Here is a 14388-nt window from a genome sequence, read left to right on the forward strand (position 1 = left end):
ACGTTATATAGCTATCCTGGCGCGGTGAAAGAGGGGGAACGCTTTTGATGAGGGTAAAGCAGGGGAGTGAAGAAGCGCCCCGGGGCGGGGCGTTAAAGCCAAAAATTAGCCGATATGGCCGTGGTTAATCTTACTTAACGGTTCATTGATATCGAAGATTTTGCACGTCACGTCTTCCACACCCAGGTGCTTCAGGCGGGCCGTGTGTTTTTTGATATAGGCCAGAGCGCTGTCTTCATCCTGAAACAGGTAGATGCCACCCGCTTCGTGGTTTGCTGCGTTCTCGGTCCAGATTTTCCAGATGAAACCCGGCTCCTGGTTGATGGATTCGGCCAGTTCAACAAGTTGATGTGACATCTCAGCGCCAAACGGACCAGGAAAATCAAAGTGTATCTGCACGAGTTTGTTTGCCATAAATCCTCCATGGATTGGTTAATTCGGGTAAGGCTGCTAGCGTAACAGCACTTTACCCGTCAGATAAGTTACTGCTTGTCCACCAATATAAACACGCGTTCCTGTCAGCTGGCAGCGTAAATCGCCGCCGCGTTCAGAGACCTGGCGCGCCAGCATCTGCGTTTTATTCAGTTTTGCAGCCCAGTAAGGAATCAGCATGCTATGCGTCGAACCGGTGACCGGGTCTTCCGCGACCGCTTCACCCGGGCAGAAGAAACGGCTGACGAAATCGTATTCCCCGTCACCCGGCGCGGTGATACATACCATTTTCCCGAGGGGAATCATGGCGTGGATATTCGGGCGCACAGCCTCAACCTGCTGTTGATTCTCCATCACGACCATGTAATCGCGCGCGACGCGCACTTCTTTATATTCGGTGATGCCCAATGTTTCCAGCAGTAAGGCGGGCGGTTCGGCAGGTTCGCTTTGCCAGGCAGGAAAATCAAGCGTCAGCCAATCACCGCTGCGCGTGACCGTCAGTGGCCCCACAAAACGGGTGGCAAAATGAATGGTCGCTTCCGGGTAATCCAGATGTTCAAAGATGACATGTGCGGCGGCAAGCGTGGCATGCCCACACAGATTAATTTCGCCTTGCGTGGTAAACCAACGCAGCTCGAAGCCATTCTCACTAGCGACAAAAAAAGCGGTTTCCGACTGGTTATGCTGCTGCGACATTTTTAATAATATTTCATCGGGCAACCAGTCATCGAGCGGGCATACTGCTGCGGCATTACCGCCAAACGTCGTAGTGGTAAAGGCATCTACCATGTAGAAATCGATTTGTTGCACGGTGTAACCCTCTCATCGCACTCAGGATATCCCACACTCTATCATGCAATGATTGTCATTGGTTAAGCGCCCTGATTCGCCTGCGTGGTAAAAATTCGCTATCATCCGTTTCCACACTTCATCCTGGCCGCTCATGTCTACGATCCTTGATACCTTTATTGCCCCGCCTTGTCATGAGGAGATAGCGATCCTCTATCAGGACGAGCATCTGGTGCTTATCAATAAACCCACCGGACTGCTTAGTTTGTCGGGGAAAAATCCGCAGAATCTCGATTCGGTACATCACCGGCTGGTACAGATTTACCCCGGCTGTACGCTGGTACATCGGCTTGATTTTGGGACGTCAGGGCTGATGGTGATTGCCCGTAACAAGGCTATCAACGCCGCGCTTTGCCAGCAGTTCAGTCAGCGCGCGGTAAGCAAGGTGTATAGTGCGTTGTTATGCGGGCATCTGAAAAACGATGAAGGCGTTATAGACGCAGCGATTGCCAAAGACCCGGCGCTGTTTCCACTGATGTCGATTTGCGCCATTAACGGTAAACCCGCGCGCTCGCGCTATCAGGTTATTGAGCGTTTTCATCATCGCCAGCAAGATGGGACGTTACTCGCTTTGACGCGGGTACGGCTGACGCCTGAAACCGGGCGTACCCACCAGTTGCGGATCCACTGTCAGCAGTTGGGGCATCCCATTTTGGGGTGCGATTTATATGGTGGGCGTCTGCTGCCAGGCACCGAACGGACGTCGAGACTGATGCTGCATGCCAGTGAACTGCATTTCAGGCATCCGGTCAGTCAGGAATGGATGACGGCCCAAAACGCCAGCCCGTTTTGAGGATATAAAAAAGCCGCCAGATGGCGGCTATTTGGGGATTATCGTGCGGCGCGTTGTAAAATAACCGCTGACGGCTGGCGCTGCAGAAAACGCATCCGCAGCATCATCAACACTGCCGCAGAGGTCAGGCCGATAATAAAGCCCATCCAGAATCCTGCCGGTCCCATCCGGTCAACCACCAGATCGGTCAGCGCCAGAATATAACCGCTCGGCAGACCCAGTACCCAGTATGCCGTAAAGGTAATAAAGAAAATGGAACGCGTATCTTTATAACCACGTAGGATACCGCTGCCAATAACCTGGATAGAGTCCGATATTTGATACACCGCGGCCAGTAACATGAGCTGCGCTGCCAGAGCGACAACTTCCGGGTTATTGTTGTAGAGCAGGGCAATGTGCTCACGGAATGTTACGGTGAAAATCGCCGTCACAACCGCCATGCAGACGCCGACGCCCAGACCTGTTCTGGCTGCGGTTTGCGCATCCAGCGTGGAACCCTGGCCCAGACGATAACCGACTCGAATGGTGACGGCTGCAGCCAGAGACATCGGCAGGACGAACATTAACGAGCTGAAGTTGAGCGCGATCTGGTGTCCGGCCACGTCGACAATCCCCAGCGGGGAAACCAGCAGCGCCACCACAGCAAACAGCGTCACTTCGAAAAATAACGCCAGCGCGATAGGTAAACCCAGCTGTACCAGGCGCTTCATTACGGCGGTGTCCGGTTTCTGGAAACCACGCTCATTACGGATATCACGCATCGAGCGTGCGCGTTTAACGTATGACAGCATGGCGATAAACATCACCCAGTAAACCGCCGCTGTTGCCACGCCGCAGCCCACGCCGCCTAGCTCCGGCATGCCAAAATGCCCATAAATGAAAACATAGTTAACAGGAATGTTCACCAGCAGGCCGAGAAATCCCATCACCATCGCCGGTTTGGTTTTGGCCAGACCTTCACACTGGTTACGGGCTACCTGGAAGAACAAATACCCCGGCGCGCCCCACAGCAACGCGCGCAGGTAGCCGACGGCTTTATCTGCCAGCGCCGGGTCGATGTTATGCATGGAGCGAATAATGTATCCCGCGTTCCAGAGCACGATCATAATCAGAATGGAGACGCTGCCCGCCAGCCAGAAACCCTGGCGTATTTGATGGGCAATGCGATCGCGGCGCCCGGAACCATTGAGTTGCGCAATCACTGGCGTCAAGGCCAGCAGCAGTCCGTGACCAAACAGAATGGCCGGCAACCAGATAGATGTGCCAATGGCGACGGCCGCCATGTCCGTGGCGCTGTATCCGCCCGCCATGACGGTATCAACGAATCCCATTGCGGTTTGAGCGATTTGCGCAAGAATCACCGGAATTGCCAGAGCTAATAACTGACGCGCTTCACTTACATACTTTTGCACGTGTACACCACTATATTGTTGTTATTTGAGAGACTAAAAAAGCCGCCTTATATGGCAGCAAGGAGAAAAAGCAGGGGAAATTTCAGTCTATTGTAGCGAGGAATACGTAATTCTCCAGTGAAAAAACAGGCAGTAGCGGCGCATCGCTGGCAACCTGAATTTCCACCTGCTATTGTGCTGTGCAGAGATGTCTTAATTCAGTTCAGGAGTTAGAAGTATGTTTACGGGTATTGTGCAGGGCACCGCGAAATTGGTGTCCATTGATGAAAAACCAAATTTTCGTACGCATGTTGTGGAGTTACCTGAATATATGTTGGATGCGCTGGAGACCGGCGCATCGGTTGCCCACAATGGGTGCTGCCTGACGGTAACCGAAATCAACGGTAACCAGATAAGCTTTGATCTGATGAAAGAAACGCTGCGTATCACCAATCTGGGTGACCTGAAGGTTGGGGATTTGGTCAACGTTGAGCGTGCGGCAAAATTCAGTGATGAAATTGGCGGACATTTAATGTCGGGCCATATTATGACGACCGCCGAAGTGTCGAAAATTCTGACCTCGGAGAACAACCGCCAGGTGTGGTTTAAAGTTCAGGACCCGTCGCTGATGAAATACATCTTGTACAAAGGATTTATCGGAATTGATGGCATCAGTCTGACGGTCGGCGAGGTGACACCGACGCGTTTCTGTGTGCATTTGATCCCGGAAACGCTGGAACGTACGACGCTGGGTAAGAAAAAGTTAGGCGCGCGGGTCAATATCGAAATCGATCCTCAAACCCAGGCGGTGGTTGATACCGTTGAGCGCGTACTGGCGGCGCGTGAAAACGCCATCAGTAACGTAACGGGTGAGGCGGGAGCCTAAGCCAGAGTGTAAAACCCCCGTTGGCACGGGGGTGATAACGATTAGCGGGGAACGCGCAGGCCGTGTTCAACGCCGCGGGAAAAAACCACCTGCCACAGCTGAATGTCGCGAGCACGAAACGCACCGGCGCAGGCGTTCAGGTAATAGCTGAACATCCGTTTAAAGCGTTCGGTATAGTTATCGGCGATTTCAGGCCAGGATCTCATGAAACGCTCGTGCCATGCCATCAACGTTGTATCGTAATCCGCGCCAAAATTATGCCAGTCTTCCATCACAAAATGCGGCTCGCTGGCGTTGGCAATCTGGCGAACTGACGGTAAACAGCCGTTCGGGAAGATATATTTATTGATCCACGGATCAACGTTATTGTCGGTCTTTTTAGAGCCGATGCTATGCAGCAAAAAGAGGCCGTCGGGTTTTAAATTACGATCAACCACTTCAAAATAAGTCGCGTAGTTCTTCGGCCCCACATGCTCAAACATGCCGACGGAGACAATGCGATCAAATTTGTCGTTCAGGTCGCGATAATCCTGCAGCAAAATTGTGACATCCAGCCCCGCACAACGCGCCTGCGCCATTTTCTGCTGTTCTGCCGAAACGGTCACGCCCACCACGCTAACGCCATATTGTGACGCCATAAACTGGGATAAGCCGCCCCAGCCGCAGCCAATATCGAGCACCCGCATGCCTGGCTTCAACTGCAGTTTTTCGGCAATCATTTTTAGCTTCGCCTGTTGGGCAGATTCCAGGGTATCGGCATCTTTCCAGTAGGCGCAGGAATACTGCATATAAGGGTCCAGCATGCGGGTAAAGAGATCGTTGCCCAAATCGTAGTGTTCTTTGCCGACGACCCACGCACGTTTTTTGGTCTGTAAATTGAACAGGCGAGCCGTGGCGATACGTAGCGTGTCTTTAAAGTGGCGGGGGAGTTGGTTTTCAAGACCGGCGCGCAGGACTTTACAAAAAAACATGTCCAGCCGGTCGCATTCCCACCAGCCATCCATATAACTTTCGCCCAACCCTAACGATCCTTCCTGCAATACGCGTTTGAAAAAATCGGGGTTCGTTACGCGAATATCTGCCGGTGCCGGACCATTAATGGTAATACCTGCACGGCTCAATAATTCATTGGTGATGCGGTACCAGTCATCATCCGGTACGCTGACGTCTTCTATACACGATGAACTCATAGCTTCTCCATCACTGGTCGGTGATCAGAACCTTAAAATAGCGTAGACGCTTTTTTGGGCTTTGTGAGAACTCTCACGGAATTAATCCGCGAATCTATAATCCGACGTAGAACAGAGGAAGGGAGGAACCCTTGCCGAAAAGACCATCCATGGGAAAACGGGAACGTTCTTGTCCCCGTTAACACATAACAATTATCGTTTTTTTAACAACCGGAAATCAGTATAGGCCTGAATTTTTGACGATTCAACCAATAAATATTAGCAGGCTAATCAATTATCAAAGGTGATTACTAGTGAGACTCACCGTGGGCAATTTGCGCCCGATCATCTGTGTGCGGGGCGTTAGCCTTCTGCGACTGCATTTTGTAACCCGCGGCCGCCAGCAGCACCGTTGTCAGCATCACGCTGGTGGTGGTGAGCAGCGGGGTGGCGATCAACCAGGAAACCACAAGGCTTGCCAGGAAGCATAAACCCAGTTGCAGTGTGTTCTGCAATGCCGCTGCGCGTCCCGTAGCTTGTGGGAAAGGACGTAACGCCTGAGCCACAACAATTGGGTAGATTGCTCCATTGGCAATCGCCATAACGCAGAATGGGATGAGGATTTCAGCCAGCGCAACATGGTGAATAAAGCCGGTTGCCCAGGTGGCCACTACGCTAAAGGCATACAGAATGAGTAACCAGGGCAGCAACTGACGGCCCTGCCATTTTTGCAGCGCAGCGCGGCAGCCGTAACCACCAATTAAGAAAGCGATGGTTTGTGGAACATAGCTCAGGCCAATCACCGCCGGACTGTAGCCCATTTCGCTGAGGATGAACGGGGAACCTGTCAGCCACGCGAAGAAGCTCGCGGAGCAGGCGGCATAAATCAGCACGTTTCCGCGGTAAACTTTTGAGCGCAACAGGGTAGCGAAAGTCAGTTTATCCTGGCTGTCGTCGCGTGCTTTAGCTGTTGGTTTTAAGCGCAGAGCCGGAAGCATCAGGATTAGAGTAATGGCAAACAGGGTGGCGAAAATGGCCTGCCAGGAAAAATGTACCAGGATCCAACTGCCTAATAACGGCGCTAATGCCGGGGATAACCCGACCAATGGCATAATGGTGGCAAAGATGCGGTTTACTTTTTGTGAAGGATAATAATCGGTGACCAGCGCCTGCCAGATAACCGATGCCGCACAAACGCCAACGGCCTGAACAAAGCGTAGTACCAGCAGACCGGTGGCATTTTCAACCCACAGCATGCCCAAACTGCCCAGCGCGAAGATGGATAAACCCAGCAGCAAAACAGGCTTGCGACCATAATGGTCAGAGAGCGGCCCCCACAGAAGTTGTGCGACGGCAAAACCCGCTAAGAATAAGCTAAGGCTGGCGCTGACGGCAGATGCAGGCGTCTGCAGATCGGACTGAATTGCGGCGAAGGCGGGCAGATACATATCCGTTGCCAGAAAGCCGAGTACGCTAAGACCCGCCAGCCAGACTAAAAATCCTTTCCCAGGTTGCATCATCATTTCTCTTTTTTTAGCAGTAGAACAATGCCGCTGAGTGTAGTGAGTGTAATTCTTGCTGTGAAACGCTAATATTTGCTTACTGATTTCAAATTTTTTGTAGGCTGAATATGTGGTCGGAATATTCACTTGAAGTTGTGGATGCGGTTGCGCGTAACGGTAGCTTTAGTTCGGCCGCGCAGGAGTTGCACCGCGTACCCTCGGCGGTAAGCTACACCGTGCGTCAACTGGAAGAGTGGCTGGCGGTGCCGCTTTTTGAGCGACGCCATCGGGACGTGGAATTGACGCCTGCCGGTGCATGGTTTCTCAAAGAAGGCCGCTCTGTTATCAAAAAAATGCAGATCACCCGCCAGCAATGTCAGCAAATTGCCAACGGCTGGCGCGGGCAGTTGGCGATCGCGGTAGATAATATTGTCCGCCCGGATCGTACCCGACAGATGATCGTGGATTTCTATCGTCATTTTGATGATGTGGAGCTGCTGGTTTTCCAGGAGGTGTTTAACGGTGTCTGGGATGCGCTGTCCGATGGGCGCGTTGAGCTGGCAATCGGCGCCACGCAAGCGATTCCGGTAGGGGGGCGCTATACCTTCCGCGACATGGGAATGCTGAGCTGGAGCTGCGTGGTGGCAAGCCATCATCCGTTGGCGTCAATGCCCGGACCGCTAAGCGACGACACGTTGCGCAACTGGCCGTCGCTGGTGCGTGAAGACACGTCGCGTACGCTTCCTAAGCGTATTACCTGGCTGCTGGATAACCAAAAGCGCGTCGTGGTGCCTGACTGGGAATCTTCTGCGACCTGTTTATCGGCAGGTTTGTGCGTGGGCATGGTACCGACGCATTTTGCCAAACCGTGGATTGATAGCGGCAAATGGGTCGCTCTGCAGCTGGAGAATCCATTTCCTGATGCCGCATGCTGCCTGACATGGCAACAGAACGATACGTCGCCGGCATTGAGCTGGCTGCTGGACTATTTAGGGGATAGTGAAACGCTGAATAAGGAATGGCTGCGGGAGCCCGATGAGGCTCCCGCACAACTGTCTTAACGACGGTAATCGCGGAACGGGCCGTCGGCAACGGAGCGGCGTTCTACCAGGCGCGGATGAACCTCGATAGACTGCGACTCTTCACGTTTATTCACGATACGGTCTAACAGCATGTTGAAGGCCGTTTCCCCCAGTGAATCTTTAGGCTGGTGAATGGTCGTCAGAGCCGGCGTGAAGAAGCGGGCGTTGCGCACGTTGTCGTAACCGATGAGCGAAACATCCTGCGGTACGCGCAGTCCCATCTCGTCAGCGGCGCACAGCGCACCCATCGCCATGATATCGCCACCGCAGAAGACGGCAGTCGGACGATGCGACTGTGACAGAATTTGCTGCATGGCGCGATAGCCCGATTCAGGCTCAAAATCGCCCTGCACAATCCAGTTTTCAGGAACTTTAATCAGCGCTTCTTCCATCGCTTTCATAAAGCCTGCCAGACGCCCGGCTCCAGTATTACGCTCCATTGGTCCTGGGATCACGCCAATCTCACGATGACCGCGTTCTACCAGATACCGACCCGCCATGTAACCGCCTTCGAAGGCGTTATCAATGACCGTATCGGTAAAGTCGGCTTTAGCTTCGCCCCAGTCCATGACGACCATCGGAATATGGCGGTACTCTTCGAGCATCGAAAGCAGCGACTCCGGATATTCAGAACACATCACCAGCAGACCATCAACGCGCTTTTGCGCCATCATTGACAGATAAGCCTGCTGTTTTTCGAGACTGTTCCATGCGTTACCCAGAATCAGGGTATAGCCTTTCTGGAAACAGTTTTTCTCAACGGCTTCGATAATTTCAGCGAAATAGGCCGCTTCGCTGCTGGTGGCCAGCAAGCCAATAGACTTGGTGTGATTCACCTTCAGGCTGCGCGCCACGGCGCTCGGAGAATAGTGCAGCTCTTTGATCGCCGCCCAGACAGCATTACGCGTTTCTTCCGCGACAAAGCGCGTTTTGTTAATTACGTGTGATACGGTTGTAGTGGAAACGTTTGCTCGCTTCGCTACATCTTTAATTGTTGCCATTACATCTCACTCCAGACCATATCCTAAGCTCCTGAGAATACTCCAGGTAAACGTTTGCCTTAACACACCCTTAGCGCAACGTAAGGGTTGCGGCACGCCGGGAAAACGACACGGAACGTCAGGAAGGGGTCAATGGCCGGTACGCTAATCAAGTAAGCGTGGAATTTTGTCTGATCTTTACGAAAAGGGGAAGAGTTAAAAGCAGTTATCAATATAAATCGTGAGAGATTTTTGCTTTCAAGTGTGTAAAAATGCGCAATATCACTTTTTGTGTGGGAATAAAAAGGAGAAAACTTGATGAGCACCGATCTGAAATTTTCGTTAGTGACTACCATTATTGTTCTGGGTTTGATCGTCGCGGGTGGCCTGACCGCAGCGCTGCATTGATTTCCCCCGAGGGAGTTCGCTCTCCCTCATCCTTTCTGCTTGCCTTTCCCGTCGATTGTTTGCGAATAAGCAAAAGTCTTTTGCAATTTTGTTAACTTTATTAATTTTGCGATCAATGTCATGCTTTTGACTCTTATTTTATGTCGCGCCCCGGCTCGACGTTACGGAGTCGAAATATGAAACTCAATTATCCTTTACTGGCGCTGGCGATCGGCGCGTTTGGCATTGGCACCACTGAATTTTCGCCAATGGGATTATTGCCCGTCATTGCCAAAGGTGTGGATGTCTCGATTCCCGCGGCCGGAATGTTAATCAGCGCGTATGCGGTTGGGGTAATGGTGGGTGCTCCGCTGATGACATTACTGCTGTCCCATCGTGCGCGACGTAATGCGTTGATATTCCTGATGGCGATTTTCACGCTGGGCAACGTGCTTTCGGCTATTTCGCCGGATTACACCACCCTGATGTTATCGCGTATTTTGACCAGTCTGAACCATGGGGCATTTTTTGGTCTTGGCTCCGTTGTCGCTGCAAGTGTAGTACCCAAACATAAGCAGGCCAGCGCCGTGGCAACCATGTTTATGGGGTTGACCATTGCCAATATTGGCGGCGTTCCTGCGGCGACCTGGCTTGGTGAAACCATCGGCTGGCGTATGTCGTTTATGGCAACGGCGGGTCTGGGCGTCATCGCCATGGTCAGCCTGTTCTTCTCTTTACCCAAAGGTGGGGCGGGAGAGCGCCCGGATGTCCGTAGCGAACTGGCGGTACTTTTGCGTCCGCAGGTGCTGTCGGCGCTGCTGACGACCGTGCTGGGAGCCGGGGCGATGTTCACGCTTTATACCTATATCTCACCAGTGTTACATACGATCACCCATGCCACACCGGCGTTTGTGACCGGTATGCTGGTGCTGATTGGCGTTGGCTTCTCAATCGGTAACTATCTTGGTGGCAAACTGGCTGACCGTTCCGTCAACGGTACGCTAAAAGGCTTTTTACTGCTGCTGATGGTTATTATGCTGGCCATTCCTTTCCTGGCGCGTAATGAGCTGGGTGCGGCAGTTAGTATGGTGGTCTGGGGGGCAGCGACGTTTGCGGTCGTTCCGCCGTTGCAGATGCGCGTGATGCGCGTTGCCAGCGAAGCGCCTGGATTATCATCGTCAGTCAACATTGGCGCGTTTAATCTGGGGAATGCTCTGGGTGCCGCAGCCGGTGGGGCGGTGATTTCCGGTGGGTTGGGCTATAGCTTTGTTCCGGTGATGGGGGCAATTGTGGCAGGACTTGCGCTGCTGCTGGTCTTTATCTCGGCGCGCAAACAGCCTGAAGAGGCGTTCACTACCGCGAATTAATGCTAAAACGCAGAAGGGTTCTCCTTCTGCGTCATCTTTTTTATGCTGCGAAGTTCTTCGCAACAAATTCCCAGTTCACCAGCGCCCAGAAGTTTTCCAGGTAGCCAGGACGGGCATTGCGATAATCGATGTAGTAGGCGTGTTCCCATACGTCAACGGTCATCAGCGGCGTCGCGTCGGTGGTCAGCGGTGTACCTGCATTGGAGGTGGAAACGATAGCCAGTTTGCCATCTGTTCCTTTTACCAGCCAGGTCCAGCCAGAACCGAAGTTTTTAATAGCGGCATCGGTGAACTGCGCTTTGAAATCCGCAAAGCTGCCAAAGGAGGCGGCAATTGCTTCGGCCAGTTTACCGGTAGGTTCGCCACCTGCGTTCGGTGCCAGGCAGTTCCAGTAGAACGTGTGGTTCCATACCTGTGCTGCGTTATTGAATACACCGCCTTCAGAGCTACGTACGATCTCTTCCAGTGATTTGCCTTCAAACGCCGTGCCTTTAATCAGGTTGTTCAGATTAGTCACGTAAGTTTGATGGTGTTTGCCATAGTGATATTCCAGCGTTTCGGCAGAAATGTGCGGTGCCAGAGCATCTTTGGCATACGGTAATGCAGGTAATTCAAACGACATTGCTTCTCTCCTTATTATTAATATTGAGTACACACAATAGCCTCATTGTGAGTAAGGATAGGGTAGCAAATTGAAAGGTTATGCAAAAGAAGAACTTACCCTACAGCATGTACTGTAGGGTAAGTTTTTAACGAATTGTTTTTGGCGTCATTACCCGACGAGCGCCCACATAGTGGCGCTGCCAGTAATCTTCACTCAGAGAGGTGATTTGAATTTCCTGGCCGCTGCGCGGTGACTGAATAAACTTACCGTTGCCAACATAAACGCCAACGTGATCGGCAGTTCCACGCCCCTGGGTACGGAAAAATACCAGGTCGCCATTTTTCAGTTCGCCACGTTCAATCGGCGCGGCATCGCGCAGATGATACATTTCGTTCGCAGTGCGTGGAATGCGGAATTTCACCAGATCTTTATAGGCGTAATAGACCAGACCGCTGCAGTCAAACCCGGTTCTTGGTGAGGTGCCGCCCCAGCGATAAGGCTTGCCGATTTGGTTCATCAGCGTGGACATGGCGGTTTTAGTGGCTTTCTGCACTTTCACTTTATGCGCGTCAGCCAGCGTCGTTGGTGCGGTGGTTTTCACTTTTACACAGCGCGGCTTATGACCTTTGCGCGGCGTGCATTTTTCAGTCCAGGTAACGGCAGCGGTTTGTGCTGCGGTGTTTTTACCACGACGGTTTGCCGTTTTAGTCGACTTTGCCGGAGCGGCAGTGCGATGTTTAGAAGAGGAAGCGGTTTTGGTGCTGGTTTTGCTGGTGGTTTTTGTCGCCGTTTTTTTGCTGGTCTTTGTTGTTTTTTGGCTGGTTGTTGCGCTTTTCTTTTTATCTACCGTTTTGATGGTGTGGGAATGGGTAGGTGTCGTCCTGGCCTGCTTGGAAGCATGAGCCATGGGCGTAAAGGGCAGTGTAGTAAAAAGTAAAGCACAGAGCGTGATCGAGATTCGGTTTATCCGCGCCACTGAGCAATCCTCTGGTAAGGCAGGTCTATCATGCCTGCGTGTGATTTTCAAAACTTGATGATTCTAATCTATAGAAAGAGGGAAAGTTAATAGCTTTTTTGTTTAAAACTACGTTTCGTAACCGACCGCAAAAAAAATCAGCAATTAAAGTTGGCGTTGGTGAACGAATAATCAAATCCACAGGCTTTAAAGGGATAAGTGAGATTGTGAATGCAACTTTTGGCGTCAGGGGATAAAATAATAACGCGTAATGAAAATGTTATTTTCCGTTGCTTGTCTGACCCGCTACAATGTCAGACTACTGCCGTAAAAGAAGTTTAAGGAAGCAAGATAATGAGCACCACTATCGAAAAAATCCAGCGCCAGATCGCTGAAAACCCGATTCTCCTGTACATGAAAGGTTCCCCTAAACTGCCAAGCTGCGGTTTCTCCGCTCAGGCTGTGCAGGCGCTGTCCGCCTGTGGTGAACGCTTTGCTTATGTTGATATTCTGCAGAACCCGGATATTCGCGCCGAGCTGCCGAAATACGCAAACTGGCCAACCTTCCCGCAGCTGTGGGTTGATGGCGAGCTGGTTGGCGGCTGTGACATTTTGATCGAAATGTACCAGCGCGGTGAGTTGCAGCAGCTGATTAAAGAAACAGCGGCGAAATACAAAACCGAAGAGCCGGACGCTGAATAATATCAGCGTAAATAAAAAAGCGACCTCGTGATGGTCGCTTTTTTTATCGGTCCGTTATGCCTCTTCAGGCACGGGAAGAGGCCAGCCGCCGAGACGTTTCCAGCGGTTAACAATTTCGCAAAACAGCACGGCCGTCCGTTCGGTGTCATACAGCGCCGAGTGCGCCTGAGTCCCGTCAAATTCCATTCCCGCCGCCAGGCACGCTTTCGACAACACAGTTTGCCCCAGAGACAGGCCGCTTAAGGCTGCAGTATCAAAGGTGACGAACGGATGAAATGGATTACGTTTGAGCGAGGCGCGTTCTGCAGCGGCCATCATAAAACTGTGGTCGAACGTAGCGTTATGCGCCACCATGATCGCCCGATTGCAGCCGCTGTCTTTAATCCCTTTACGCACCATTTTAAAGATGGCATGCAGAGCGTCATATTCGCTGACCGCGCCGCGTAGCGGATTGTTAGGGTCAATTCCGTTAAAGGCGAGGGCTTCCGGCTGCAAATTCGCGCCTTCAAATGGCTCTACGTGGAAATGTAACGTCGTGTCCGGCATCAGCCAGCCTTGTTCATCCATTTTCAGTGTGATGGCTGCGATCTCAAGCAGCGCATCGGTTTTGGCATTGAACCCTGCGGTTTCGACATCAATGACGACAGGATAAAAACCACGAAAACGGTCACACAGACCGGAAAGTTGAGCGTTATCGGACATCTGGGTCTCTTAATACGGGAAAATTGCAGCGCGTATTATGGCAAAATGATGAGTATAAAACTACGGGCACAGACGATCTGCGCCCGTGGGGAGGTCAGTCGCCCAGGCCGCGCCCGGCGTCTTTCTCTTCGATCAGTTCAATTTTGTAACCGTCTGGATCTTCAACGAACGCAATTACGGTGGTGCCGCCTTTTACCGGACCGGCTTCACGCGTGACGTTACCGCCATTCTGACGAATACGTTCACAGGCTTCGGCTGCGTTGTCTACGCTCAGGGCGATATGGCCGTAGGCAGTGCCCAGCTCATACTTGTCGACACCCCAGTTATAGGTCAGTTCGATCACGGCTTCGCTGGTTTCAGGGCCGTAGCCGACAAAGGCCAGGGAGTATTTGTATTCAGGGTTTTCGCTGGTACGCAGCAGCTTCATGCCCAGCACGTTGGTATAAAACTCGATGGAACGCTGCAGGTCACCCACGCGCAGCATGGTATGAAGTAAACGCATCTTTTTCCCCTTCGAAAATGGCTAATACATTCAAAATGTTGTTTTAGTATAGCGGCGTTGTTACGCCGCTATCAATGGCAGAACG

16 protein-coding genes are annotated in these 14388 nt (G+C 52.0%); 6 read left to right on the plus strand and 10 right to left on the minus strand.

Features of this window, described 5'->3' with window-relative positions:
• Positions 1 to 105: 105 nt before the first annotated feature.
• Complete coding sequence (locus tag BZK42_RS03280) at positions 106 to 414, minus strand: monooxygenase (protein ID WP_016152978.1); 309 nt, start codon at positions 412 to 414, stop codon at positions 106 to 108.
• A gap of 36 nt (positions 415 to 450) precedes the next feature.
• Positions 451 to 1242: a PhzF family phenazine biosynthesis protein gene (locus tag BZK42_RS03285; protein ID WP_080858748.1), complete on the minus strand. Its 792-nt coding sequence runs from the start codon at positions 1240 to 1242 to the stop codon at positions 451 to 453.
• Between the two features lie 133 nt (positions 1243 to 1375).
• On the opposite strand from BZK42_RS03285, the gene BZK42_RS03290 reads away from it, so the two are divergent.
• Positions 1376 to 2074, plus strand: a complete 699-nt coding sequence (locus BZK42_RS03290) for an RluA family pseudouridine synthase (protein WP_016156422.1) — start codon at positions 1376 to 1378, stop codon at positions 2072 to 2074.
• 38 nt (positions 2075 to 2112) lie between these two features.
• Here the strand turns inward: BZK42_RS03290 and mdtK are convergent, their stop codons facing one another.
• The gene (mdtK, locus tag BZK42_RS03295) at positions 2113 to 3486 is read right to left on the minus strand and encodes a multidrug efflux MATE transporter MdtK (protein ID WP_016152981.1); all 1374 of its coding nucleotides are present in this window, start codon (positions 3484 to 3486) and stop codon (positions 2113 to 2115) included.
• Between the two features lie 217 nt (positions 3487 to 3703).
• Between mdtK and BZK42_RS03300 the strand changes: the two genes are divergently transcribed.
• Complete coding sequence (locus tag BZK42_RS03300) at positions 3704 to 4351, plus strand: riboflavin synthase (RefSeq protein WP_047417658.1); 648 nt, start codon at positions 3704 to 3706, stop codon at positions 4349 to 4351.
• Between the two features lie 41 nt (positions 4352 to 4392).
• Here the strand turns inward: BZK42_RS03300 and cfa are convergent, their stop codons facing one another.
• Entirely contained in the window at positions 4393 to 5541 is a 1149-nt protein-coding gene (gene cfa, locus BZK42_RS03305) for a cyclopropane fatty acyl phospholipid synthase (RefSeq protein WP_016152983.1), read from the minus strand.
• A 290-nt stretch (positions 5542 to 5831) separates the two neighbouring features.
• Entirely contained in the window at positions 5832 to 7037 is a 1206-nt protein-coding gene (gene punC / locus BZK42_RS03310; protein WP_016156423.1) for a purine nucleoside transporter PunC, read from the minus strand.
• A 113-nt stretch (positions 7038 to 7150) separates the two neighbouring features.
• Between punC and punR the strand changes: the two genes are divergently transcribed.
• Complete coding sequence (gene punR / locus BZK42_RS03315; RefSeq protein ID WP_080858749.1) at positions 7151 to 8083, plus strand: DNA-binding transcriptional activator PunR; 933 nt, start codon at positions 7151 to 7153, stop codon at positions 8081 to 8083.
• On the opposite strand, the gene purR is transcribed toward punR, so the two are convergent.
• Positions 8080 to 9105, minus strand: a complete 1026-nt coding sequence (gene purR / locus BZK42_RS03320) for an HTH-type transcriptional repressor PurR (protein ID WP_003832757.1) — start codon at positions 9103 to 9105, stop codon at positions 8080 to 8082. The genes punR and purR overlap by 4 nt on opposite strands.
• Positions 9106 to 9402: 297 nt before the next feature.
• Here purR and cydH point away from each other — a divergent pair, with 297 nt between their 5' ends.
• Positions 9403 to 9492: a cytochrome bd-I accessory subunit CydH gene (cydH, locus tag BZK42_RS28180; RefSeq protein ID WP_003029209.1), complete on the plus strand. Its 90-nt coding sequence runs from the start codon at positions 9403 to 9405 to the stop codon at positions 9490 to 9492.
• 176 nt (positions 9493 to 9668) lie between these two features.
• Positions 9669 to 10838, plus strand: a complete 1170-nt coding sequence (locus BZK42_RS03330) for an MFS transporter (protein WP_016156425.1) — start codon at positions 9669 to 9671, stop codon at positions 10836 to 10838.
• A gap of 40 nt (positions 10839 to 10878) precedes the next feature.
• Here the strand turns inward: BZK42_RS03330 and sodB are convergent, their stop codons facing one another.
• Together sodB and BZK42_RS03340 are read right to left on the minus strand one after the other, a co-directional pair.
• Positions 10879 to 11460 (minus strand): superoxide dismutase [Fe], encoded by a 582-nt coding sequence (sodB, locus tag BZK42_RS03335; RefSeq protein ID WP_016152988.1) that lies wholly within the window; start codon positions 11458 to 11460, stop codon positions 10879 to 10881.
• A gap of 127 nt (positions 11461 to 11587) precedes the next feature.
• A complete protein-coding gene (locus tag BZK42_RS03340) occupies positions 11588 to 12418 on the minus strand; it encodes a C40 family peptidase (RefSeq protein WP_019076728.1) in 831 nt (276 codons plus the stop codon).
• Between the two features lie 333 nt (positions 12419 to 12751).
• Here BZK42_RS03340 and grxD point away from each other — a divergent pair, with 333 nt between their 5' ends.
• Complete coding sequence (grxD, locus tag BZK42_RS03345) at positions 12752 to 13099, plus strand: monothiol glutaredoxin 4 (protein ID WP_003832760.1); 348 nt, start codon at positions 12752 to 12754, stop codon at positions 13097 to 13099.
• A 54-nt stretch (positions 13100 to 13153) separates the two neighbouring features.
• Here grxD and rnt read toward each other — a convergent pair whose 3' ends face one another.
• Together rnt and gloA are read right to left on the minus strand one after the other, a co-directional pair.
• Positions 13154 to 13801 carry a ribonuclease T gene (gene rnt / locus BZK42_RS03350; protein WP_016152990.1) on the minus strand — a complete coding sequence of 216 codons (648 nt, stop codon included), beginning with the start codon at positions 13799 to 13801 and terminating at the stop codon, positions 13154 to 13156.
• A 94-nt stretch (positions 13802 to 13895) separates the two neighbouring features.
• The gene (gene gloA, locus BZK42_RS03355; protein WP_003029198.1) at positions 13896 to 14303 is read right to left on the minus strand and encodes a lactoylglutathione lyase; all 408 of its coding nucleotides are present in this window, start codon (positions 14301 to 14303) and stop codon (positions 13896 to 13898) included.
• Positions 14304 to 14388: the final 85 nt, after the last annotated feature.

The organism is Citrobacter braakii (assembly GCF_002075345.1).
In the GTDB taxonomy this organism is placed as follows: domain Bacteria; phylum Pseudomonadota; class Gammaproteobacteria; order Enterobacterales; family Enterobacteriaceae; genus Citrobacter; species Citrobacter braakii.

Coding starts and splice junctions, on each gene's coding strand:
- BZK42_RS03280 (WP_016152978.1), bottom strand. CDS start 414: ATGGCAAACAAACTCGTGCAGATACACTTTGATTTTCCTGGTCCGTTT.
- BZK42_RS03290 (WP_016156422.1), top strand. CDS start 1,376: ATGTCTACGATCCTTGATACCTTTATTGCCCCGCCTTGTCATGAGGAG.
- BZK42_RS03300 (WP_047417658.1), top strand. CDS start 3,704: ATGTTTACGGGTATTGTGCAGGGCACCGCGAAATTGGTGTCCATTGAT.
- cfa (WP_016152983.1), bottom strand. CDS start 5,541: ATGAGTTCATCGTGTATAGAAGACGTCAGCGTACCGGATGATGACTGG.
- punC (WP_016156423.1), bottom strand. CDS start 7,037: ATGCAACCTGGGAAAGGATTTTTAGTCTGGCTGGCGGGTCTTAGCGTA.
- punR (WP_080858749.1), top strand. CDS start 7,151: ATGTGGTCGGAATATTCACTTGAAGTTGTGGATGCGGTTGCGCGTAAC.
- purR (WP_003832757.1), bottom strand. CDS start 9,105: ATGGCAACAATTAAAGATGTAGCGAAGCGAGCAAACGTTTCCACTACA.
- cydH (WP_003029209.1), top strand. CDS start 9,403: ATGAGCACCGATCTGAAATTTTCGTTAGTGACTACCATTATTGTTCTG.
- BZK42_RS03330 (WP_016156425.1), top strand. CDS start 9,669: ATGAAACTCAATTATCCTTTACTGGCGCTGGCGATCGGCGCGTTTGGC.
- sodB (WP_016152988.1), bottom strand. CDS start 11,460: ATGTCGTTTGAATTACCTGCATTACCGTATGCCAAAGATGCTCTGGCA.
- grxD (WP_003832760.1), top strand. CDS start 12,752: ATGAGCACCACTATCGAAAAAATCCAGCGCCAGATCGCTGAAAACCCG.
- rnt (WP_016152990.1), bottom strand. CDS start 13,801: ATGTCCGATAACGCTCAACTTTCCGGTCTGTGTGACCGTTTTCGTGGT.
- gloA (WP_003029198.1), bottom strand. CDS start 14,303: ATGCGTTTACTTCATACCATGCTGCGCGTGGGTGACCTGCAGCGTTCC.